Here is a 21,856-nt window from a genome sequence, read left to right as displayed (position 1 = left end):
ATACACTTTATTAAAAAAAGTGCGAAACAAAATTAAAAGAACAATAGGAAGAAAAGGATAATGGATTTAAAGAAGATTTATAGCTTTTATAATAACTATCTTAAAAAACGTATTTTAAAAATTATTCTATTCTCTCTTGCGTTTGCATTATTAATTTTAAATGTTATTAATATGCAGTTTACAGTCAAGTCACATTATCGTATGCAAGAGGTTCCTTATTTTAATAGTTCAATATTATTAATCGGTATTTCTAGTATCTATTTGGGAATGATATTATCAAAAATTTGGAGTAAGAAATTTTTTATTAAATTTGGAGTGATCTATGTATTGTATTTATTATTTTCATATATACTTGATGCTAGTCTAAGAGTAAATGAAAAACAGTTTAATTTTTTTAAGAGCTTGCAATCCTCTTTTCTTCAAACAGATTTCATATTTTATATTGCTTTAATTTTTATATTTGCTTTTGTCTATCATTATTTGATTTCTGTATTTTTCCCATTTTTTGAAAAATATCTAATTCCAATTTCGAATGATCGAGAAATATATACATCTATTTTCTATGCATTTTCTTTAACAGCTTTTTGTTTTACTGATAGTAAATTTTTTAACGCGGTAATGGGGAGTAATTTCATTACTCAATTTCTTGAAAATAATATTATAAAACTCACGACTCCTACTTTAATAGAACTAGATAAACTGATTTTAACTTTGGTTATCATTTTTTTCTTTATTTCTTGTTATATTGTAAAAGGGATAAATGAATTAGAAAATAATAAACCGGGATTTGGCTTGGTGGTTCTTACGAGTGTTGTTTTTTCTATACTATTAAATTATTTTCTTCAATATAGTATACGAACAGATGTAATCGTAATGGAAAAACATATTTTTCCGGGGGCTACACTGTTTCAAATTAGCATTTTTTTTGCTGTGTTTTTGTTTCTTTACTCTATTATCAACGAGTATCTGTTGACTACCATCATAAATGTATTGCTTATTATTGGAATTTCAATTTCAAGTTATTTAAAATATCAGTTCCGCCAAGAACCATTGTTACCAAGTGATTTAAGTTGGTTGAAAAATCCAGGATCGCTTTTAGGATTTGTTGGATCAAGTTCTTATTTATATGTTTTTGTATTAATAGTTTTCTTTTCATTTATTTATTGGTTTTTTAAAGATATAATTCTTTATGGTAAAATATTTAAAGCACAACTGGTTAGATTTGTAACAATTCTTTTTATTCTATTTTTCTTTACTACTGTCTACTATTCCTTTAAAAATAGGCAAGATGGTAAAATGAGTGAACATATTCCAGTATTAGCAAACTTAAATAATCGGTATGATATTGCATGGTTTGGAAATACAGTTAATGCGCAAATGAAATCAAATAGCTATGTATGGTTTTCTCAGATGACATCCGATATTATGCATAAACCTGAAAAGTACAGTAAAACTTCTATTAAAAAGATTGAAGAAAAGTACCATTTAAAATCAGAAGAAATAAATAAATATCGAAATCAATTCATCAATGAACAAACTGTAATTTATGTATTAAGTGAAAGTTTTTCAGATCCATCAAGAATAGAAAAAGTTCAAGTTTCATCAAATCCAATTCCTAAAATTCAAGGAATCAAGAGCAGAACAACTAGTGGATTGATGAAATCTGATGGGTATGGAGGTGGGACTGCTAATATGGAATTTCAAACGTTAACAGGATTGCCAATGTACAACCTTTCTCCGAGCATTTCTATTCTATATACTCAAGTAGCACCTAATATGAAATATTTTCCATCTATAAGTAATTATTTTGAACCTAAGAATCGGGATGTTATTCATATTGCAAGTCCTAGTAATTATTCAAGAAATGTAATATATGGGAATTTAAAATTTAATAAATTTATACATTATGGAAACAAAGGAAATAAAGGATATAATGTTGGTGGGAATTATAGTGATGATTCAACTTATCATTTAATTGAAGAAAATCTAAATAAGAATAGTCAATTTTTCTCTGTGATTACAATGCAGAACCATACTCCGTGGACGGAACTGAATCCTATAGATATGAGTGCGAGTTATCCAGGATTTTCGGATGGACAAAACAAATCTTTATCATCGTATGTGAGAATGCTTTCACAAACCGACACCGCCACCCAATCCTTCCTGGAAAGTCTTTCTAAAATAGATAAGAAAATTACAGTGGTATTCTATGGGGATCACTTACCAGGTCTCTATCCTGAGTCGGCCTTTAAGAATAATCCGGAGAGTCAGTATCAGACAGACTACTTTATTTGGAGTAATTTTGATGCACCGAAATTGAATTATCCTTTGGTCAATTCAAGTGATTTCTCTGCTATGGTCTTTGAACAGACCAATTCAAAAGTTTCACCTTACTATGCTTTGTTGACGGAAGTATTGAAAAAAGCAAGTGTCGATAAAAAGGCCTTAGAAGGGGAAGCACAAGAGATTGCAGAGGATTTGAAAATGGTTGAATACGACCTGATTAGTGGGAAAGGTTACCTTTCTAAAGACTTCTTTAAAGTCCCAACCAACAAATCCAATTAAAAGGAGAGCTAGCAGGTAAAAATCTTTGTGATTTTGGCTGTCTGGCTCCCTTTTTTTTGTTTTTTATGCTAAACTATTAGATGGGGGTACGCTCATGATTAAGATATTTGGAAAGGTCCATTATCATTGGCAACCGGACTTATCCGTTCTTGTGACTTATTGGTCCATTGCAGTGATTCCGGTCTTTATTGGACTGGCCTTGATGTATGAGAGCTCTAGTGTGCCAACGCTAGTTTTGTTTTCTTTCTTTTTATTTATGGCCTTGCTCGCGATTGGGGTCCATCGGTACTTCACGATTTATGAGGATGGGATCTTGCGGATTATTACTGCCAATCCTTTTACTCCAATCAAGGTGAAGATTGACTCGATCGAAAAGGTCGAAGTAAATAAGAAGTCGATCAAGCTCATTTTTAATGATGGTTCGCGCAGTCGGACATTCTGTATGCGCAAATGGCCGAAAAAATACTTTATCAATGCACTTGCCTTAAATTCATCTTTCAAAGGTGAAGTGGTCTTGACGGACAACTTCATCCATGTGGATTATTACGAGATGTATTATGCAGATAAATAAAAAAGCCCTCTTAATCTTTTAAGAGAGCATGAGTGGGGCATTCTTTAATAGCCTCGAGAACATCGTTTGTGACAGGAACTTCCTTTTCAAGGAGGTCGTCGTCTTCAGCAGCAAATTTAACGATGCCATTGTCATGGTAATCAAAAATTTCAGAATAGGTCTGACAGAGACCGCAAGCGATGCAACGATCTGGAATTAACGTAACTTTCATACTTCTATTGTAATGATTTTTACGAGAAAAAACAAGGAGGAAGTCATGGCAAAAGAACCATGGGAAGAAGATATTTACGATGATGGAGAAGAAACATTGAAAAGAACGAGTAAGTTAAATGGAATAAAGGCAGATCGTCTGTTGACGATTTTAGCCATTATTTTCTTTGTAGTAGTAGTGGCGATGGTCTGCTTGTTGATTTTCCTATCAACAGGTGGCAGCAATAAATCAAAACAAATGTCTGGTTTCTACAATGGTGAGACTAAGGTTGAACAGAAAACATCGGCTCCTGCAGCACAAACTGACCAAGCGGCTAAAGACGATGGTTCAAAAGATGAGAACTCTAAAGAAGGTACGATCACTGTTCAAGCAGGTGAAGGGGAAGCGGCGATTGCTGCGCGTGCGGGTATTTCCATTGCCCAATTGGAACAGTTAAATCCTTCTCATATGTCTACAGGATCATGGTATGCGAATCCTGGTGATGTCGTTAAGATTCAGTAGGAGTTGAGGACAGCATGAAACAAATTCAAATTGCCATTGATGGACCGGCTTCTAGTGGAAAATCCACGGTTGCAAAGATCATTGCCAAGGATCTAGACTATACGTATCTAGATACGGGGGCTATGTATCGTGCAGCGACTTACCTAGCTTTGCAAAATAATCTGACAGCCGAACAGGTAGATGACTTGTTAGCCCTTTTAGATCAATATCCAATTAGTTTTGGTCGTTCGGAAGAAGGAGAGCAGCTTGTCTTTGTAGCAGACGTGGATATTACCCATCCAATTCGTGATAACCAAGTGACCAATAATGTTTCGTGGGTCGCAGCGCTTGCGCCTATCCGTGAAAAGTTGGTGGCTCTTCAGCAAGAGATTGCAGAGAAGGGTGGAATCGTCATGGACGGTCGCGATATTGGGACTGTTGTCTTGCCACATGCAGAGTTGAAGATCTTTTTGGTCGCTTCTGTTGAGGAGCGGGCAGAACGTCGCTTCAAGGAAAATGTTGAAAAGGGCATCACAGCGGATCTTGAATTGTTAAAAAAAGAAATCGCTGAGCGGGACTATAAGGACAGCCACCGTGCTGTGTCTCCTTTGAAACCTGCAGCAGATGCCATTCATTTTGACACAACGGGTGTTGGCATTGCAGAAGTTGTGGCCTTTATTGAAGAAAAAGCAAAAAAACTTCTTGACAAAGAATAAAAAACTTGATATCATATAAAAGTTGAGAAAAGCAGAAGTGAGAACTTCTCGCCTTGTGACGCAAGTTGCCTGGCCCCTACGGATCAAGTTTCAGTAATGAAATACATCATGTAGTTCGGGCCTGTTTTGTAGGTCCGTTCTTTGTTTTTCTCGAATAATAAAAAAGAGGTGAAAACCATAGCAAAGCAAGACTTATTCATCAATGATGAAATTCGTGTACGTGAAGTTCGCTTAATCGGTCTTGAAGGTGAGCAATTGGGTATCAAACCACTTAGCGAAGCGCAAGCACTTGCGGACGACGCTAATGTTGACTTGGTTCTCATTCAACCTCAAGCTAAACCTCCTGTTGCGAAAATTATGGACTACGGTAAGTTCAAATTTGAGTACCAGAAGAAGCAAAAAGAACAACGCAAAAAACAAAGCGTTGTGACCGTGAAAGAAGTTCGTTTGAGCCCAGTGATTGATAAGGGTGATTTCGATACAAAACTTCGCAATGCTCGCAAATTCCTTGAAAAAGGAAATAAAGTGAAGGTATCCATTCGCTTTAAGGGTCGTATGATTACCCACAAAGAGATTGGTGCTAAAGTTTTAGCCGACTTCGCTGAAGCAACACAAGATGTGGCGATCATCGAACAACGAGCTAAGATGGATGGACGTCAAATGTTCATGCAATTGGCGCCAGCAACTGACAAGAAATAATCTGTCAGAAAGTTAAAAAAAGGAGAAAATATCATGCCAAAACAAAAAACACACCGCGCATCAGCTAAACGTTTCAAACGTACAGGTTCTGGTGGACTTAAACGTTTCCGTGCTTACACTTCTCACCGTTTCCACGGAAAAACTAAGAAACAACGTCGTCATCTTCGTAAAGCATCTATGGTGCATGCAGGAGATTTCAAACGTATCAAAGCAATGCTTACTCGCTTGAAATAATCGCGTATTCGTAAGTAAAGAATTCTAGGAAATATTGGAGGAAATATAAATGGCACGTGTTAAAGGTGGCGTTGTATCACGCAAACGTCGTAAACGTATTCTTAAATTAGCTAAAGGTTACTATGGAGCTAAACATATCTTGTTCCGTACTGCAAAAGAACAAGTAATGAACTCTTACTACTATGCATACCGTGACCGTCGTCAAAAGAAACGTGATTTCCGTAAATTGTGGATCACACGTATCAATGCGGCAGCTCGTTTGAACGGACTTTCATACTCACAATTGATGCATGGTTTGAAATTGGCTGAGATCGAAGTGAACCGTAAAATGCTTGCTGATTTGGCTGTTAACGATGCAGCAGCTTTCACAGCTCTTGCAGATGCAGCTAAAGCAAAACTTGGTAAATAATTTTATAAGGCTGAGGAGTTTTCCTCAGTCTTTTTTTCTTGCTGATTTCATGCTATAATGAAATCAATTATAGGAGAAATCATATTAGATGGAGGACCTAAAGGTGACACATAATCGACTAGCATGGGATGAATATTTTGCAGCACAGGCCTTACTGATTTCGAATCGAGCGACTTGTAATCGAGCTAAGGTTGGGGCTGTTCTGGTTAAGGATAATAAGGTCATTGCAACAGGTTATAATGGATCCGTTTCTGGGACAGATCACTGTTTAGAGGATGGCTGTCTCATGGTCGAGGGACACTGTGTCCGGACGATTCATGCGGAAGTCAATGCGATTTTACAAGGAGCTGAACGGGGAATTCCAAAAGGGTTTACAGCTTATGTGACGCATTTTCCTTGTCTCAATTGTACCAAGCAATTGCTTCAAGTCGGTTGCAAGAGAGTGGTATACATTCATCAGTATCGAATTGATGAATATGCCGAGTATCTTTACCGTGAAAAAGAAGTAGAATTGGTCAATTTACCAATTGAAGAAGTGAAAAGAGCTATTGCAGAGGCTGATTTTATTTAATGAAGGCTTCCAGTCTATTTTAAAAGTATCATGAATGAAACGTATGAATATGGTGGAAGTAGTAGTGAAATTTTGTATAATAGTCTTAAAGAGAGCATGAAAAATAATATAAAGCTTAGGTGAGAGTTATGACAGATCAACAGAAAAATCCTGAAGTAGATAAAGAAAAAGAGGAATTTGTTTCAGATGAAAGTCTTCTTCCTAACAATGAAATGAAGCCAGAGAAGAGAGTTGGAAATTCTGTAATACTTTCTATTGCTCTGTTTTTAGCCATTGTTTATCTAGTTTTACTTTTATTAGCTGTCTTTGCATTAGGAGCATGGGCTATTGCTTTTTTGTATTTCTTGGGTGTCCATATTATTTGCTTTTTTATAGCGACTATCCTCTTGTGGAATGGAAAAGCAAAGGGCAATAAAACAACTCTTTATATAGCAGCAGCTATTTATGTTTTTTCATTTATTGCTGCGGGTGATCCGGATTGGGTGATTAATCATATACCACCGCTTGTGGTAGGAGTGCTGGTATTGATTGGAACTGTGTTGTTTAAAAATGGAGACTGATTAAAGTAGATAGGGTTGAAAATTTTTAAAGAACTGTTATCATTTAAGTAGGTGGTAGGTCATCGATCACCCATTGGTACACGGACGCCTACCATTTTTGAAGATAAAAAAAGCACCGTGTGAGGGTGCTAGATCTTGCCTGCTGAACTCGTCAATTGATAGATACCCTACGGGGTATTTTTTGTGAACTTTTTAGGAACTTTGAGGACTGTTTAAGTCAGTTTAACTGGGTAGTGCATAGAACGAAAAAGCTGATTTAATGGGCTTTTTGAAAAATCATTTTCCATATCATATGTAATGTGTTATAATGAAGTGTTATATGGTCCCGATAAGGTGATAGTCTATCTATCAGTACTTTGTAACTCTATAACAATATTTTTTAAGGGGGGACATTTTTATGTCAGAACGTAAACTTTTCACGTCTGAATCAGTATCTGAGGGGCATCCAGATAAGATTGCAGACCAAATTTCAGATGCTATTTTAGATGCTATTTTAGAGCAAGATCCAGAAGCTCACGTAGCTGCCGAAACAGCTGTTTATACTGGTTCCGTGCATGTCTTTGGTGAGATTTCAACGACTGCTTATGTGGATATTAACCGTGTGGTTCGTGATACCATTGCAGAAATTGGTTATACCAATACGGAATATGGATTCTCTGCTGAGACTGTAGGAGTACACCCATCTTTGGTGGAACAATCTCCTGATATTGCCCAAGGGGTTAATGAAGCCTTGGAAGTTCGTGGGAATGCAGATCAAGATCCACTTGATTTGATCGGAGCAGGAGACCAAGGTCTCATGTTTGGTTTTGCGGTGGATGAAACAGAAGAACTCATGCCATTGCCAATTTCACTCAGCCACAAATTAGTTCGTCGTTTGGCAGAGCTTCGTAAGTCTGGGGAAATCAGCTATCTTCGTCCAGATGCCAAGTCACAAGTTACTGTTGAGTACGATGAAAACGACCGCCCAGTACGCGTGGATACGGTTGTTATTTCAACTCAACACGATCCAGATGTCAGCAATGAACAAATCCACGAAGATGTGATTAACAAGGTCATCAAAGAAGTGATTCCAGCTTCTTACCTAGATGAGGAGACTAAATTCTTCATCAACCCAACTGGTCGCTTCGTTATCGGTGGGCCTCAAGGGGACTCAGGTTTGACAGGTCGCAAGATCATTGTGGATACCTATGGTGGTTATTCACGTCACGGTGGTGGTGCCTTTTCTGGTAAAGATGCCACTAAGGTAGACCGTTCTGCTTCTTATGCAGCTCGTTACATTGCCAAGAATATCGTGGCAGCAGGTCTTGCTAAGAAAGCAGAAGTGCAATTGGCTTATGCCATTGGGGTAGCTCAACCTGTCTCTGTTCGGATCGATACTTTTGGTACTGGAACAGTCGCTGAAAGTAAGCTTGAAAAAGCAGCACGTGAGATCTTTGATCTTCGTCCTGCAGGGATTATTCAAATGTTGGATTTGAAACGTCCAATCTATCGTCAAACAGCGGCTTATGGCCATATGGGACGGACAGATATTGACCTTCCATGGGAACGTTTGGACAAGGTAGAAGCCTTGAAAGAAGCTGTAAAATAATTCGTTGAAATGGAAAAGTTAGGGTCAAGTTGATCCTAGCTTTTTTTCGTTTTGAAAATTCCTACAGATGGAAAAATAGGTCGATCTGTGGTATAATAGATGCAGTATTTTGAATACGTTGTCCCTTTTATTTCCGTTACAAAAAAACGATAGTAAAAGGAAAAAGACTTGAAAGAGCTAATAAATTATTAAGATGAAAAAAATTGTAATAAATGGTGGTCGCCCTCTAAAAGGAGAGGTGACCATTAGTGGTGCAAAAAATAGTGTAGTAGCCTTGATTCCGGCGACCATTCTGGCGGATGATATTGTGACCCTTGATGGGGTACCGGATATCTCCGACGTGGCGAGCCTGATTGAAATCATGACCATCATGGGGGCTAAGATCGAGCGCAAAGAAGACAGTTTGATCATTGATCCTCGTGGGGTGAAGAATATGCCCATGCCATTTGGAAAGATCAACAGTCTGCGAGCTTCCTATTATTTCTATGGCAGTTTACTAGGACGCTATGGTCAAGCAACTGTTGGACTACCTGGTGGGTGTGATCTTGGCCCACGTCCGATCGATTTGCATTTGAAGGCCTTTGAAGCGATGGGAGCCGCTATGACCATGGATGGCTCTAGTATGAAACTTGCGACTGATGGCAAGCCTCTTCAAGGAGCTAACATCTACATGGATACTGTTAGTGTTGGTGCAACGATCAATACGATTTTAGCAGCAGTCAAGGCTGAAGGTCGGACAGTGATCGAAAATGCGGCTCGGGAACCTGAGATTATCGATGTGGTGACCTTGCTCAACAACATGGGAGCTCATATTCGTGGAGCAGGAACAGATATTATTATCATTGATGGTGTTCCACAATTGCATGGAACGAGACATCAGGTGATTCCAGATCGCATCGAAGCTGGAACCTATATTGCCCTTGCAGCTGCTATTGGGGAAGGTATTCAGATCAATAATGTCCTGTATGAGCATTTAGAGAGCTATATTGCTAAGTTAGAGGAAATGGGTGTGCGCATGACCATTTCTGAAGATAGCATCTTTGTAGAAAAGCAAACAGGCTTGAAGGCGATCCAGATCAAAACGTCTCCTTATCCTGGTTTTGCGACTGATTTGCAACAACCGATCACACCTTTGCTCTTAACGGCTGCAGGACGTGGGCGCATTGTTGATACAATTTATGAAAAACGGGTCAACCATGTACCGGAATTGGCCAAAATGGGGGCCACCATTTCGACCTTGAACGACCACATTATCTATGAAGGGCCAAATCAATTGACAGGATCCAGTGTGAAAGCAACGGATCTCCGAGCTGGTGCGGCTTTAGTGATCGCCGGTCTCATGGCTTCTGGAACAACAGAAATTACAAATGTGGAATACATCCTTCGCGGGTATTCAGATATTATTCATAAATTGACCCAACTTGGAGCAGACATCCAGTTGGTAGAGGAATAGTGACAGAACTAGGGATCTGATAGTGGCGGCTGGATACACGAACAATGGAGTTTGAAATGAATATTTGGACGCACTTAGCTGCCTATTCACTAATTGAAACACAAAGGTTGTATTTACGACCTTTTCTCTTTGAGGATGCGGAAGATTTTTATAAGATTGCTTCGAATCCTGATAACCTACAATTTATCTTTCCTGCACAAGCCGATCTTGCTGAAACTCAATATGTACTAGCCAACTATTTCATGAAAAATCCATTGGGGGTTTGGGCGATCTGTGATAAGGAAACCAATCGGATGATCGGCTCCATCAAGTTTGAAAAGTTGGATGAAATTAAGGGTGAGGCTGAGTTAGGCTACTTTTTACACAAAGATTTTTGGGGAAAGGGCCTGATGACAGAAGCGGTCAAAGAGTTGGTCTATCTATCGTTTGAGAAATTTCAACTAAAGGAGCTTAAGATTGTCACCCATGTTGAAAATGCAGGGAGTCAAAAGGTCGCTTTAAAGGCTGGATTTCGTCTCTTTCGTCAATTCAAAGGGAGTGACCGCTATACGCGTAAAATGCGCGATTATTATGATTTCCGCCTAGGTAGAGGGGACTTCTATGAGTAAACACCAAGAGATTTTAGACTATCTCGAAAAATTACCAATTGGAAAACGGGTCAGTGTCCGCAGTATCTCCAATTTTCTGAATGTTAGTGATGGGACGGCCTATCGTGCCATTAAAGAAGCTGAAAATCAAGGAATTGTGGAAACGCGTCCTAGAAGCGGAACCATCCGTGTCAAATCGCAAAAGGCTGTACTAGAGCATTTGACGTATAGGGAAATTTTAGAAATCACCGGCTCTGAAATATTAGCAGGTGAGGAAGGTCTCGAAAAAGAATTTAATAAATTTTACATCGGTGCTATGACGGAGAAGCACGTCCTAGACTATGTGTCTGAAGGAGGCCTTTTGATCGTGGGAGACCGCACCAGCATCCAACGATTGGCTCTTAAGCATGACAATGCGGTCTTAGTGACGGGTGGCTTTGAAGTGAGTGAGGATGTGATTGATCTGGCCAATCAGGTGCAAATCCCAGTCATCCGAACTTCACACGATACCTATACCGTCGCAACCATGATCAATAAGGCCTTGTCTAACATGCAGATCAAGACGGATATCTTGACAGTAGAACAGGTCTATCGGCCCTTCCATGAGTACGGCTATCTTTCTGAGACGGATACGGTCCGGGATTATTTAGATTTGGTTCGAAAGAATCGCTTTAGTCGTTTTCCAGTTGTCAATCAGCACCAGATGGTAGTGGGCGTCGTAACTATGAGAGATGCTGGAGATAAGGCACCTCAGACGACTCTTGATAAGGTGATGTCACGGACCATTTTTACCACTAATTTGTCCACCAGCATTGCGACGATTAGCCAACGGATGATCGCTGAAGATTATGAAATGATTCCTGTTGTTCGTAATAACCAGACCTTGCTGGGTGTTATTACGCGTCGGGATGTCATGGATCGGATTAGCAAGGTGCAGTTTTCGAGCTTACCAACCTTTAGTGAGCAAATTGGTCAAAAGATTCAAACAGAGAACGACCATTACCAATTCACAGTGGAGCCAAGTATGCTGGAGAAAAGCGGTGTTTTGGCCAATGGGGTCATGATCGAAGTGCTGATGAAGGTTGTTCGCAAAATGATGCAACACAGTGGGCGTAGCCTGATCGTAGAACAGCTGATCATCAATTTTTTACAAGCTGTGCAGGTGGATGATGTGATCCGCATTGAACCACAACTTGTTCGGCGAACCAGACGCTCTGCCTTGGTTGATTTTAGCTTGTATCTAGATCTGCAGCTGGTCGCGAAAGCAACCATTACGATTAAGATTAATTAAACAAAAGAAATGAGGAGACAATGATTACATTAAAATCACAACGTGAAATTGAAGCCATGGATCGTGCAGGAGATTTCCTTGCCAGCATCCATATTGGATTGCGTGACTTGATCAAGCCAGGGCTTGATCTTTGGGAAGTAGAAGAATATGTCCGCCGTCGCTGTAAAGAAGCCAACGTCTTACCACTTCAGATTGGTGTAGAAGGCAGTCTCATGGACTATCCTTATGCGACTTGCTGTGGTTTGAATGACGAAGTAGCCCATGCTTTTCCACGTCATGTCATTCTCAAAGATGGGGATCTCCTCAAGGTAGACATGGTCTTGTCAGAACCGCTGGATAAATCTGTTCTAGATGTATCGAAATTAGATTTTGATAATGTAGCGCAAGTCAAGAAATATACTGAGTCTTATAGTGGTGGCTTGGCGGATTCTTGCTGGGCTTATGCGGTTGGAAATGTTTCGCAAGAAGTCAAAGATTTGATGGACGTGACCAAAGAATGTCTCTATAAGGGAATTGAGAAAGCGGTCGTTGGCAATCGCTTGGGAGATATTGGGGCAGCGATTCAAGAGTATGCCGAAAGCAAAGGCTATGGCGTGGTGCGTGATTTGGTCGGACACGGTGTCGGGCCTACCATGCATGAAGAACCAATGGTCCCACATTATGGTCGTGCTGGACGCGGTCTTCGCTTACGAGAAGGGATGGTCTTGACGATTGAGCCAATGATTAATACCGGTACTTGGGAGATTGATACAGATATGGAAACTGGTTGGGCCCATAAGACCCTTGACGGTGGCCTTTCTTGTCAATACGAGCATCAATTTGTGATTACAAAAGATGGTCCAGTGATCTTGACTAGTCAAGGTGAAGAAGGAACATACTAAAAAATAGAGAGGAAAGAATGGAGCTGAAGGCAAGTGTCTGGTTTCGCTCTTTGCTCTTTTTTAGTAAAATGGGGAGGTGACGAATGAAAAAGGTCCTACAAAAAGTACTGGGACAGCCATTTATAAAGGGCTTCGTGCGGTTTTATCAGAGCGCAGAGTCTGATATCACCAGCATTGCTGTAGCCTATTATTTGCTGATCTCCATTTTTCCATTGATGCTGATTGCAGCCAATATTTTACCCTACTTTCATATTCGTCCCACTCAGATTCTTTTGAGCTTACAGAAAGTTTTGCCAGCCTCCTTATATCGAATAGTGGCACAGATGATTTCGAGTGTATTGACCAAGCCTTCGACAGGCTTACTGAGTTTCTCGATTATTTCTGCTTTGTGGATCTTCTCTCAGAGCATTGCCTACCTCCAAAAAGCCTATAACAAGAGTTATGGGGTGGAAAAGGAGCGTGGTATTATCTGGGGGCGACTCTTTAGCTTTCTGATCAGTTTTGCCTTGCAGGGTTTGTTTGGACTTTCGCTGATCCTTTCCATGTTTGGGAAAATGATCGTTCGCTATCTCTATCGGACCTTTTCATTTGATCGGACGATTTATGTGCGCTTACTGAATTTGACAGAGCCGACCATCTATCTCTTGCTCTTTGTCAGTCTGGTCTTGCTTTATTACACTCTTCCAAATGTCAAAATTCCAAAATTTAGATATGTATTGCCAGGGGCGACCTTTGTTGTTGCTGTCCTGTATGCGATCTTGAATATCTTTTGGAAATATGTGGATCGTTATGTGAGTCATTTCTTAGATGCTCGTTTCTTCGGATCGGTCGTCCTAGCGGTCATCATGTTCTGGTTCATCTTGGTAGCTAAAATCATGATTATTGGTTGTATTTTAAACGCCAGTGTCCAATTTGCCAGAGAAGCCAAATTCCAAACGCGTAATGGAGAAATTGTCTCTAAATTAAAGACGGAAGAAGTAGCCTTTCGGCATAAAGAAGTTTCACAAAAATTAAAGCGTCGCTTACGCTTGATAAAAAAAGATAAAACGGAATAAGTGAGAGTGGGACAGAAATCGGTAATTCGTTAGTATTCGATTTCGTTGTCCCACCTCCGCACAGTTGAGTAGGGCTGTAAAAGCTGATGAAATCAGCGTAGTAGAGCCCACTCAACCACTGCGTCTTGCTCGACAATCCAAAAATAATTGAGAGGCTAGGACTTTTGTCCCAGCTCTTTTTTTATTATCTATTTTGTTGCATTTGCAACAAAAACATGTTATGCTATTGTCAATAGGAAAGGACGAGTGAGATGAGTATTTTGCGTGAGATTGGCATCATTGCGAGAGCACTGGATTCTATAGCAAATATTGAATTTCGAGATTTGGATCTGGCGCGTGGTCAATACCTCTACCTAGTGCGAATTGCCGAGCAACCTGGAATGATTCAGGAAGAACTCTCTGAGCTCTTAAAAGTAGATCGCTCAACTGTTGCCCGATCCGTAAAAAAACTAGAAGAACGAGGAATGATTCAACAGCGCCCAAGGGGTAAAAACCTCAAAACCAAGGAATGGGAATTAACTGAAAAAGGTAAGCAGATTTACCCCTTCATTATAGGGGAGCATCTTTACTCTGAGGAAACTGCCTTAAAAGGATTTTCCAAAGAAGAAGTCGCACAGTTAGAGGAGTATCTCATCCGAGTTCGTGAGAATATCACCTTGGATTGGGAGCTAGTCAAAAAAGGTCAAAAAAGAAATTATAGTGAGGTAAAGCAATGAAAGTGACAGTCGATCAAGCATTTTGGGATTTATTTCCAACAGCTAGAATTACAGTGATGTCCTTGTATGGTATTGATAATACAGTAGATGAAGCCAAGGATCCTTATTTCAAAGAATTGTTGGACAAGGGTACCAAGAGAGCATGGGAATTTATTGATGAAGAAAACTATACCCAGAGTGAGTTCGTTCAAGAGTGGCGCCAAGCTTTTAGCAAGTTTAAAACAAAAAAAGGAGCCCGATCTTCAATCGAGGCACTCTTAAAACGGGTTCACCAGGGACGTGAATTCTATCCGATTAATCCTTTGGTGGATCTTTACAATAGTGTTTCTATGGCTTATGCCCTTCCTTGTGGGGGAGAAGATATGGATAAATTGGTGGGTGGACTCTCTCTAGGCCAAGCGAAAGGAGGCGAACCTTTCTTTCCATTAGGTGCTGAAGAAGATGCTCCAGCTTTGGAAGGGGAGATTATCTACTACGACCAAGAAGGAGCTGTTTGCCGTTGTTTGAATTGGCGTGAGGCTCAAAGAACCATGTTAACAGAAGATACCAAGGACGCTATTTTGGTGATTGAGGCCATCAACGAAGAGCAGGCCAAACGAGCCCAAACAGCCATGCAGGAATTGAAAGATCTAGCCAAGGATTATTTTGGGGTTGAAGGCACCATCTATCAATTAAGTGCAGAGCATGCAAGTATAGAAGTTTAAAAGATAAAGCTTGAAACAATCGTTTCAAGCTTTGTTTTTGTTTTTAAAGACAAAGAGTTTACTAAAGACGTAATTGAGGACCACAATGGCCACTTGTGCAAAGAGGGTTTCAATCAGATTGATCTGGCTCTTGTTATTGTGGACAAATTGCCCGATAATTCCTGGGAACTGCTTGACAAAAATCTCAGTCAAGGCCATGTCCAGTATAAAGGTCCCAGAGCGCGCAATTGCAAATCGGATCAAGCGCTGAAACCAGCCCTTTCTTTCTTGTTTAAAGACAATGGTATCATTGGTCGCAAAGGCAAAGAGGATCCCAGCAATGTTTCCAATTGCGGTCGCTAATCGTTCATCACGAGACACTTGATAGATGAAGAGGCGGGTTCCGACGGAAACAATGGTTGTGGCAACTCCAAAAAAGAGATAGGATAAAATCTCATTATCAAAAAATTTTTTAATTAGTGTTTTCATAAATTCAGTCTACCATAAAACCTCAAAATATGCTATACTTGAAAAGTTGAAGAAATCAAACCTTCAACCCTTGGTGCTTAAGATCCTTTCGCCAAGCATATTACACGTGGGAAAACCGCTAAAGGAGAATAAATGAAACAGTTAACTGCTCGTGATATGGCACAAATTGCTATTGTTGCTGCGATTTATATCGTATTGACCATTACCCCACCTCTCAACGCTATGGCCTACTATGGCTATCAATTCCGTGTTTCGGAAATGATGAATTTCTTAGCTTTTTACAATAAGAAGTACTTGATTGCGGTGACGCTTGGTTGTATGATTGCTAACTTATTTAGTTTTGGATGGATCGATGTCTTTGTCGGTGGAGGTTCAACCTTTGTCTTCTTAGGACTTGGACTCATTCTATTTGGTCGATTCAAAAACAAGTTCTTGTTTGACGGCCTTATTCGCTTGGACCATTTCTTGTTTGCGATATTCTTTTCCATCTCCATGTTTACGATTGCCTTGGAACTTTATTACCTTCAAGGCCAACCATTCTTCTATAACTGGTTGACCATGGGATTGGGTGAATTTGCATCCTTGATTTTTGGAGCGATTGTGATCAATCAACTTTCTAAACGGATCGATTTTACAAAATAAGAAAAGGGAGCTTTGGCTCCTTTTTTTAATGCTAAGAATGCAGTAAATTCAAGGCTAAATTAAGATTTTATGATAAAATAAGAACATGAAAACCAGAATGAAAGAATTAGTGGAATTACTCAATCGATATGCTTACGAGTATTACACAAAAGATGCTCCATCTGTTTCAGATAGTGAATATGATCAATTGTATCGGGAGTTGGTGGAACTAGAAACCGCTCATCCTGATGAGATCTTACCAGAGAGTCCAACTCACCGTGTAGGTGGGGTGGTTTTAAAAGGCTTTACCAAATACCAGCACCAGTATCCCCTTTATAGTTTGCAGGATGCTTTTTCGCGTGAAGAATTAGAAGTCTTTGATCAGCGTGTCCGTAAGGAATTTCCTTCCATCAGCTATGTATGTGAGCTGAAGATCGATGGCTTGTCCATTTCCCTCACCTATGAAAATGGTGTCCTTGTAACGGGCGCAACACGTGGAGATGGTTCTGTCGGTGAGGATATTACAGAGAACCTCAAACGGGTCAAGGACATTCCTTTGGTGTTACCAGAGCCAGTGAACATTACAGTGCGAGGCGAGTGCTACATGCCACGGGCTTCCTTTGATCGGGTCAATCAGATCCGTCAAGAAAACGGCGAGCCGGAGTTTGCTAATCCGCGGAATGCTGCTGCAGGAACGCTTCGCCAATTGGATACGAAAATCGTGGCCAAGCGAAATCTCGCGACCTTCTTGTATCAAGAAGTGAGTCCAACTGATCAAAGCAGTCAGGAAGGCGTGCTTGAGAAATTAGCCCGCTTAGGCTTTGTTGTGAACCGAGAGCGAGTGCTGGCTGAGGATATGGAGCAAATTTGGGACTTTATCCAAAAGGTAGCTCAGCTTCGAGAGGATCTTCCCTACGATATCGATGGGATTGTCATCAAGGTCAATGATCTAGCTGTTCAAGAAGAACTAGGCTTTACCGTAAAAGCTCCTAAATGGGCTGTCGCCTATAAGTTTCCAGCTGAAGAAAAAGAAGCGAAAATCTTATCGGTGGATTGGACGGTTGGACGGACCGGTGTTGTGACGCCAACTGCCAATCTAACTCCAGTCCAGCTAGCAGGAACCACTGTTAGTCGGGCAACCTTGCACAATGTGGACTATATTGCTGAAAAAGACATTCATCAGGATGATACCGTCATTGTCTATAAGGCGGGTGATATCATTCCTGCGGTCTTGCGTGTTGTCAAAGATAAGCGAGTCTCTGATCAAGCATTAGCCATTCCAACTCATTGTCCGAGCTGCCAGAGTGAGTTGCTTCATTTCGAGGATGAGGTGGCCCTTCGCTGTATCAATCCGCTCTGTCCAGCCCAGATTAAGGAAGGATTGAACCACTTTGCCAGTCGGGATGCTATGAATATCACAGGCTTGGGTCCAGCTGTTGTAGAGAAACTCTTCGCGGCTCAGTTGGTAGAGGATGTAGCTGGGATCTACCGGCTCACTGTAGAGGATCTATTGACCTTAGAAGGCTTCAAAGAAAAATCGGCTGAAAAACTCTATGAAGCCATTCAAGCTTCAAAAGAGAATTCAGCTGAAAAGTTGCTCTTTGGTTTGGGAATCCGCCATGTCGGAAGCAAGGTCAGTCAAATCTTACTCCAAGAATTCCATGACCTCGATCAACTGGCTACAGCTGATCCAGAACGGATTGCCAGCATTGATAGTCTCGGTATGGTCGTGGCTGAAAGCCTTAAGAGTTATTTCGCGCAAGAAGGATCCAAGCGTCTCTTGCAAGAGCTCAAAGAAGCTGGTGTCAATATGGCTTATCTTGGTGAAAAAGTCGCTGCTGATGCGGCCCTATCAGGAATGACAGTCGTTTTGACTGGGAAGCTAGAGCGACTCACGCGTTCAGAAGCCAAGGCAAAATTAGAAAGTCTGGGCGCTAAGGTAACTGGATCGGTTTCCAAAAAAACAGATTTGGTCGTTGCAGGTAGTGACGCTGGTAGCAAGTTAACCAAAGCACAAGAATTAGGAATCCAGGTAGAAGATGAGGCCTGGCTTGAAAGTTTATAGAGGATCTTTATGGTAGAACGAATCAAAAAAGCCCGTTTAATTTATAATCCGACCTCTGGGCAAGAAATTATCAAGAAAAATATTGCGGAAGTCTTGGACGTACTCGAAGATGTGGGCTATGAAACTAGCGCTTATCAAACGACTCCAGAACCATTTTCTGCCCAAAATGAAGCAGAAAGAGCCGCTAAGGCAGGCTTTGATTTAATCATTGCCGCTGGTGGAGATGGTACGATTAACGAAGTGGTCAATGGGGTTGCAGGTCTGGAAAATCGTCCGCAGATGGCCTTTATCCCGACTGGTACCACCAATGACTATGCGCGTGCCTTGAAGATCCCGATGGGTGATCCTGTGGCGGCTGCTCGCATTATCGAAAAGAATCAAACCATTCAGATGGATATTGGTCGTGCCTATGGCAGTAAGTATTTCATCAACATTGCTGCAGCAGGAACCATGACAGAATTGACCTTCAGTGTTCCAAGTAGTGTTAAATCTCGCTTGGGTTACTTTGCCTATGTGGCAGAAGCTGCTAAAATGTTGCCACGAAACAAGGCTCGTAAGGTGCGGATTGAGCACGACAATGGTGTCTTTGAAGGGCCAGCGTCTATGATTTTTGTGGCTCTTACCAACTCGATTGCTGGTTTTGAAAGTGTTGCGCCAGATGCTAAGCTTGATGATGGGAACTTTACCTTGATTATCGTAAAAACTGCTAAGCTCTTTAACATGTTGTCCTTGATGATTCAGGCCATTAATGGAGGCAAGCATGTGCACGATGAAAATGTAGAATATCTCAAGACCAAGAAGTTGACGATCGAAATGTTAGGGAAAAATGCTCAACCATTCCGCATCAATCTAGATGGGGAATACGGAGGAGATACTCCAGTTGAATTGGAAGTCTTCCATAATCACTTGGAATTCTTTGCAAATATTGATGAAATCAACAACGATGCTTTGGTTCACCCATCTGAAGAATAAAAACAAATAGTTGGAGTCCGTTACGTGTTTTACAAGCGGATGGTTCCTTCGGTATTAAATTGGAAATAGGAAAATGTTATGCGACAATACCATGTAAAGCTTCATTTTCATAAGCAAAAAGGAAATTATTTTGCCTATGATATGTGGCAGTGGCAGGATCAAGTAGAAGGAAAATCAGTCTCTTTCTCCAAGTTGGATTATTTTGGAGTAGAGGGAAATCTGGTATACGAGAGTGAGGATGCCTTGAACCGGGGCCATGTCCTGGTTAAAGAAGGGGATTGGCTCACCAAGACCCGTGATTTTGAAATCGAACTCTTACCAGAAGGGCATGTTCGAGAAGTGTGGATTCTCGATGGAGACGATACAGTTTATTATTCTTTGCAAGCTGCTTTGACGAGTCATGCCTACAGCCATCGTCAGCCTCATGCCTACGATATGGCGATGCGTCCTAGAGAGTTTGATGCTAAATGGGCGTATCAAGGCTGGCTTGGTCATCGTGAGGAAGAAGGGGAGCATTGCTTTAAACTATGGGCACCTACTGCCAAGAAAGTTGAATTGTTGCTCTATCAATCTACAGACTTGGATGCGCCTATTTGGAAGAGCATGCCAATGACACGAGGCAAACAAGAGTCTAGCTACCACCCAGAAAATACCCACGGTGTTTGGATTTTAGATTTTTTAGGAAATTTAAGTGGCATGGCTTATCAATATCGTGTGCATTTTGAACACCATACTCAAGTGACGCGCGATCCTTATAGCATTGCAACGACAGCGGATGGGATGCGCTCTGCCATTCTTTCAAGAGCAGATCGTCAGTTTGATTGGGGTCCTAAAAAAGGCGCCGATGCAACTCCTTGGCGCTTGGACAATCCTTGTCAAGCAGTGATTTATGAGATGCATCTTCGGGATTTGACCAAGTCACCGACATCAGGTGTGGACGAGTCTTTGCGTGGGACCTATCTGGGGGCTTGCCAAGAAGGAACAGTCAATAGCCATGGTGATGCAACTGCCTTTGATTATATCCGTCAGTTAGGGGTCAATGTCGTGCAACTGCAGCCGATCTCTGACCGCTTTAAACAGTACGACGAAGAAGGCCGTGTGACCTACAATTGGGGCTATGACGTTCAGAATTATTCTGCACCAGAAACTAGCTTTTCGACGGATCCATCCAATCCGAAACAAACCATGAAAGAGCTCAAAACCATGATCCGGGCTTATCATGAGGCAGGAATTTCTGTGGTCATGGATGTGGTCTACAATCATATCTACTCGACCGAGCATGGTCCTTTCCAAAATACAGTACCCGATTATTATTACCGGATGGAGCCAGATGGTCGCTTCCAAAATGGGACAGGTGTTGGGAATGAAACGGCTAGTGAGCATGAAATGTACCGCAAGTACATGATTGATTCCCTCACGCACTGGGTCAAGGAGTACCAGATCGATGGCTTCCGCTTTGATTTGATGGGCATTCACGATGTAAGGACGATGAATGCTATTCGGGAGGCTATGGATGCTCTGGATCCTCGTATTCTCCTTTACGGAGAAGGTTGGGACATGGGGACAGGTCTCGCACCAGAAGACAAGGCTAAGAAGGACAATGCAGCGCAATTGCCTCGAATTGGATTCTTCAATGATACGGAGCGCGATGCCATTAAAGGGGCTGAGGTTTATGGTTCCATCAAACGTGGCTTTGTCAGCAGAAAATCAACAGAGTATATCGTTGCGCGTGCTGTTTTAGGTAGTGCAGAGCTTGGCAATTATTTAAGTCCCAATCAGGTCTTGAATTATGTGGAGGCTCATGACAATTATAATCTCTATGACTTGCTTCAGACCCTTCATCCGAATGAAAAAGTAGCAGGATTGGTCAAGCGCTCAGAGTTGGCTACGGCTATGAATCTGCTCTTTCAGGGCATGACCTTTATGCAATTGGGTCAAGAGTTCATGAGGACCAAATTGGTAGCGACAGGTCCTGATGGAGAAATCACTCCTTTGGATCGTGAACGGGCCATGAATTCCTACAATGCTCCAGATTTTGTGAATCAGGTCAACTGGGATCTGGTCAGTCAAAACAAGGAATCAATTGCCTATATCCGAAGCTTGATCGCCTTGAAGACAAGTCTTCCTGTCTTAGGGCTTGAAAGCTACGATAAAATCTACCAACAAGTCTTTATCCAATCTGCAACTGATTGTAGTGGACTTCTGATATTTGAACTTACAGGAGACAAGAAGTACTTGGTCATCTTCAACGCCAGCGGACTTCCTTATTACCTCCAAAATTCAAATAAATTGAAATTGATGGTTGGGAATAGTCGTCATAAACGACCATTCTATGTGGAGAATTTAACAGCTTCTGTTTTTGAAGTCCTAGATGAAGGTAAAGCGTAATCTTTTTAAAGAAATCACAAAATCCCTGAGTTTTTAAACTCAGGGATTCTT

General features: G+C 41.0%; 23 protein-coding genes, 1 riboswitch and 1 other annotated feature. Of the genes, 21 read left to right on the top strand and 2 right to left on the bottom strand.

Annotation, left to right across the window (positions count from 1 at the left end; translation table 11 throughout):
- The first annotated feature begins 60 nt into the window (after positions 1-60).
- Both ADH92_RS04230 and ADH92_RS04225 read left to right on the top strand, forming a co-directional pair.
- On the top strand, positions 61-2,565 hold the full coding sequence (locus tag ADH92_RS04230) for an LTA synthase family protein (protein ID WP_049497332.1): 2,505 nt from the start codon (positions 61-63) through the stop codon (positions 2,563-2,565).
- A gap of 94 nt (positions 2,566-2,659) precedes the next feature.
- Complete coding sequence (locus ADH92_RS04225; protein WP_049497330.1) at positions 2,660-3,136, top strand: EbsA family protein; 477 nt, start codon at positions 2,660-2,662, stop codon at positions 3,134-3,136.
- A gap of 10 nt (positions 3,137-3,146) precedes the next feature.
- Here the strand turns inward: ADH92_RS04225 and ADH92_RS04220 are convergent, their stop codons facing one another.
- The gene (locus ADH92_RS04220; protein ID WP_045759303.1) at positions 3,147-3,347 is read right to left on the bottom strand and encodes a ferredoxin; all 201 of its coding nucleotides are present in this window, start codon (positions 3,345-3,347) and stop codon (positions 3,147-3,149) included.
- A 45-nt stretch (positions 3,348-3,392) separates the two neighbouring features.
- Between ADH92_RS04220 and ADH92_RS04215 the strand changes: the two genes are divergently transcribed.
- The 15 genes from ADH92_RS04215 (at position 3,393) to ADH92_RS04145 (ending at position 15,291) form a co-directional block, all read left to right on the top strand.
- Positions 3,393-3,848 (top strand): SAG1386/EF1546 family surface-associated protein, encoded by a 456-nt coding sequence (locus ADH92_RS04215; RefSeq protein ID WP_049497329.1) that lies wholly within the window; start codon positions 3,393-3,395, stop codon positions 3,846-3,848.
- Between the two features lie 14 nt (positions 3,849-3,862).
- A complete protein-coding gene (gene cmk, locus ADH92_RS04210) occupies positions 3,863-4,543 on the top strand; it encodes a (d)CMP kinase (protein ID WP_049471991.1) in 681 nt (226 codons plus the stop codon).
- 23 nt (positions 4,544-4,566) lie between these two features.
- Positions 4,567-4,695: a sequence feature (ribosomal protein L20 leader region), on the top strand.
- Positions 4,696-4,711: 16 nt separating this feature from the next.
- A complete protein-coding gene (gene infC / locus ADH92_RS04205) occupies positions 4,712-5,242 on the top strand; it encodes a translation initiation factor IF-3 (protein WP_003003721.1) in 531 nt (176 codons plus the stop codon).
- A 33-nt stretch (positions 5,243-5,275) separates the two neighbouring features.
- On the top strand, positions 5,276-5,476 hold the full coding sequence (gene rpmI / locus ADH92_RS04200) for a 50S ribosomal protein L35 (RefSeq protein ID WP_003003453.1): 201 nt from the start codon (positions 5,276-5,278) through the stop codon (positions 5,474-5,476).
- Between the two features lie 49 nt (positions 5,477-5,525).
- Positions 5,526-5,885: a 50S ribosomal protein L20 gene (gene rplT, locus ADH92_RS04195; RefSeq protein ID WP_000124830.1), complete on the top strand. Its 360-nt coding sequence runs from the start codon at positions 5,526-5,528 to the stop codon at positions 5,883-5,885.
- Positions 5,886-5,988: 103 nt separating this feature from the next.
- Entirely contained in the window at positions 5,989-6,456 is a 468-nt protein-coding gene (locus ADH92_RS04190) for a deoxycytidylate deaminase (RefSeq protein WP_049490930.1), read from the top strand.
- A gap of 128 nt (positions 6,457-6,584) precedes the next feature.
- Entirely contained in the window at positions 6,585-7,016 is a 432-nt protein-coding gene (locus ADH92_RS04185; protein ID WP_049471990.1) for a hypothetical protein, read from the top strand.
- Between the two features lie 397 nt (positions 7,017-7,413).
- Entirely contained in the window at positions 7,414-8,604 is a 1,191-nt protein-coding gene (gene metK / locus ADH92_RS04180) for a methionine adenosyltransferase (protein WP_049497327.1), read from the top strand.
- Positions 8,605-8,797: 193 nt separating this feature from the next.
- Positions 8,798-10,057: a UDP-N-acetylglucosamine 1-carboxyvinyltransferase gene (locus tag ADH92_RS04175; RefSeq protein ID WP_049471988.1), complete on the top strand. Its 1,260-nt coding sequence runs from the start codon at positions 8,798-8,800 to the stop codon at positions 10,055-10,057.
- Positions 10,058-10,113: 56 nt separating this feature from the next.
- Positions 10,114-10,665 (top strand): GNAT family N-acetyltransferase, encoded by a 552-nt coding sequence (locus ADH92_RS04170; protein WP_049497325.1) that lies wholly within the window; start codon positions 10,114-10,116, stop codon positions 10,663-10,665.
- A complete protein-coding gene (gene spxR / locus ADH92_RS04165) occupies positions 10,658-11,935 on the top strand; it encodes a CBS-HotDog domain-containing transcription factor SpxR (RefSeq protein ID WP_021153022.1) in 1,278 nt (425 codons plus the stop codon). The genes ADH92_RS04170 and spxR overlap by 8 nt, the downstream gene beginning before the upstream one ends.
- 20 nt (positions 11,936-11,955) lie before the next feature.
- Positions 11,956-12,816 carry a methionyl aminopeptidase gene (locus ADH92_RS04160; protein ID WP_003003694.1) on the top strand — a complete coding sequence of 287 codons (861 nt, stop codon included), beginning with the start codon at positions 11,956-11,958 and terminating at the stop codon, positions 12,814-12,816.
- Positions 12,817-12,899: 83 nt separating this feature from the next.
- Positions 12,900-13,871 carry a YihY/virulence factor BrkB family protein gene (locus tag ADH92_RS04155; protein ID WP_049497323.1) on the top strand — a complete coding sequence of 324 codons (972 nt, stop codon included), beginning with the start codon at positions 12,900-12,902 and terminating at the stop codon, positions 13,869-13,871.
- Positions 13,872-14,122: 251 nt separating this feature from the next.
- Positions 14,123-14,587, top strand: coding sequence for a MarR family winged helix-turn-helix transcriptional regulator (locus ADH92_RS04150; protein WP_049497321.1), 465 nt, complete (start codon positions 14,123-14,125; stop codon positions 14,585-14,587).
- On the top strand, positions 14,584-15,291 hold the full coding sequence (locus ADH92_RS04145; RefSeq protein ID WP_014713165.1) for a B3/B4 domain-containing protein: 708 nt from the start codon (positions 14,584-14,586) through the stop codon (positions 15,289-15,291). Before ADH92_RS04150 ends, ADH92_RS04145 begins: the two co-directional genes overlap by 4 nt.
- A 24-nt stretch (positions 15,292-15,315) precedes the next feature.
- On the opposite strand, the gene ADH92_RS04140 is transcribed toward ADH92_RS04145, so the two are convergent.
- Complete coding sequence (locus ADH92_RS04140; protein ID WP_049497318.1) at positions 15,316-15,759, bottom strand: GtrA family protein; 444 nt, start codon at positions 15,757-15,759, stop codon at positions 15,316-15,318.
- A 28-nt stretch (positions 15,760-15,787) separates the two neighbouring features.
- A riboswitch (PreQ1 riboswitch) is annotated at positions 15,788-15,894 on the top strand.
- Here ADH92_RS04140 and ADH92_RS04135 point away from each other — a divergent pair.
- From ADH92_RS04135 to pulA, 4 genes are all read left to right on the top strand, one after another.
- Entirely contained in the window at positions 15,892-16,401 is a 510-nt protein-coding gene (locus tag ADH92_RS04135) for a QueT transporter family protein (protein ID WP_003006740.1), read from the top strand. Its footprint overlaps the riboswitch before it by 3 nt.
- A gap of 85 nt (positions 16,402-16,486) precedes the next feature.
- Entirely contained in the window at positions 16,487-18,445 is a 1,959-nt protein-coding gene (ligA, locus tag ADH92_RS04130) for an NAD-dependent DNA ligase LigA (protein ID WP_049497316.1), read from the top strand.
- A 9-nt stretch (positions 18,446-18,454) separates the two neighbouring features.
- Positions 18,455-19,417, top strand: a complete 963-nt coding sequence (locus tag ADH92_RS04125) for a diacylglycerol kinase family lipid kinase (protein ID WP_003006748.1) — start codon at positions 18,455-18,457, stop codon at positions 19,415-19,417.
- A 78-nt stretch (positions 19,418-19,495) separates the two neighbouring features.
- Positions 19,496-21,805 carry a type I pullulanase gene (gene pulA / locus ADH92_RS04120; RefSeq protein ID WP_049497313.1) on the top strand — a complete coding sequence of 770 codons (2,310 nt, stop codon included), beginning with the start codon at positions 19,496-19,498 and terminating at the stop codon, positions 21,803-21,805.
- Positions 21,806-21,856 lie beyond the last annotated feature (51 nt).

Source organism: Streptococcus parasanguinis (genome assembly GCF_001073155.1).
Taxonomy (GTDB): Bacteria; Bacillota; Bacilli; order Lactobacillales; family Streptococcaceae; genus Streptococcus; species Streptococcus parasanguinis_D.
Note: the sequence above shows the minus strand (reverse complement) of the source record. Positions and strands in the feature narration are given on the sequence as shown.

What these genes read in the sequence shown, in the direction of transcription:
- ADH92_RS04230 (WP_049497332.1), top strand. Translation starts at nt 61, where the DNA reads ATGGATTTAAAGAAGATTTATAGCTTTTATAATAACTATCTTAAAAAA.
- ADH92_RS04225 (WP_049497330.1), top strand. Translation starts at nt 2,660, where the DNA reads ATGATTAAGATATTTGGAAAGGTCCATTATCATTGGCAACCGGACTTA.
- ADH92_RS04220 (WP_045759303.1), bottom strand. Translation starts at nt 3,347, where the DNA reads ATGAAAGTTACGTTAATTCCAGATCGTTGCATCGCTTGCGGTCTCTGT.
- ADH92_RS04215 (WP_049497329.1), top strand. Translation starts at nt 3,393, where the DNA reads ATGGCAAAAGAACCATGGGAAGAAGATATTTACGATGATGGAGAAGAA.
- cmk (WP_049471991.1), top strand. Translation starts at nt 3,863, where the DNA reads ATGAAACAAATTCAAATTGCCATTGATGGACCGGCTTCTAGTGGAAAA.
- rpmI (WP_003003453.1), top strand. Translation starts at nt 5,276, where the DNA reads ATGCCAAAACAAAAAACACACCGCGCATCAGCTAAACGTTTCAAACGT.
- rplT (WP_000124830.1), top strand. Translation starts at nt 5,526, where the DNA reads ATGGCACGTGTTAAAGGTGGCGTTGTATCACGCAAACGTCGTAAACGT.
- ADH92_RS04185 (WP_049471990.1), top strand. Translation starts at nt 6,585, where the DNA reads ATGACAGATCAACAGAAAAATCCTGAAGTAGATAAAGAAAAAGAGGAA.
- metK (WP_049497327.1), top strand. Translation starts at nt 7,414, where the DNA reads ATGTCAGAACGTAAACTTTTCACGTCTGAATCAGTATCTGAGGGGCAT.
- ADH92_RS04175 (WP_049471988.1), top strand. Translation starts at nt 8,798, where the DNA reads ATGAAAAAAATTGTAATAAATGGTGGTCGCCCTCTAAAAGGAGAGGTG.
- ADH92_RS04170 (WP_049497325.1), top strand. Translation starts at nt 10,114, where the DNA reads ATGAATATTTGGACGCACTTAGCTGCCTATTCACTAATTGAAACACAA.
- spxR (WP_021153022.1), top strand. Translation starts at nt 10,658, where the DNA reads ATGAGTAAACACCAAGAGATTTTAGACTATCTCGAAAAATTACCAATT.
- ADH92_RS04160 (WP_003003694.1), top strand. Translation starts at nt 11,956, where the DNA reads ATGATTACATTAAAATCACAACGTGAAATTGAAGCCATGGATCGTGCA.
- ADH92_RS04155 (WP_049497323.1), top strand. Translation starts at nt 12,900, where the DNA reads ATGAAAAAGGTCCTACAAAAAGTACTGGGACAGCCATTTATAAAGGGC.
- ADH92_RS04150 (WP_049497321.1), top strand. Translation starts at nt 14,123, where the DNA reads ATGAGTATTTTGCGTGAGATTGGCATCATTGCGAGAGCACTGGATTCT.
- ADH92_RS04145 (WP_014713165.1), top strand. Translation starts at nt 14,584, where the DNA reads ATGAAAGTGACAGTCGATCAAGCATTTTGGGATTTATTTCCAACAGCT.
- ADH92_RS04140 (WP_049497318.1), bottom strand. Translation starts at nt 15,759, where the DNA reads ATGAAAACACTAATTAAAAAATTTTTTGATAATGAGATTTTATCCTAT.
- ADH92_RS04135 (WP_003006740.1), top strand. Translation starts at nt 15,892, where the DNA reads ATGAAACAGTTAACTGCTCGTGATATGGCACAAATTGCTATTGTTGCT.
- ligA (WP_049497316.1), top strand. Translation starts at nt 16,487, where the DNA reads ATGAAAACCAGAATGAAAGAATTAGTGGAATTACTCAATCGATATGCT.
- ADH92_RS04125 (WP_003006748.1), top strand. Translation starts at nt 18,455, where the DNA reads ATGGTAGAACGAATCAAAAAAGCCCGTTTAATTTATAATCCGACCTCT.
- pulA (WP_049497313.1), top strand. Translation starts at nt 19,496, where the DNA reads ATGCGACAATACCATGTAAAGCTTCATTTTCATAAGCAAAAAGGAAAT.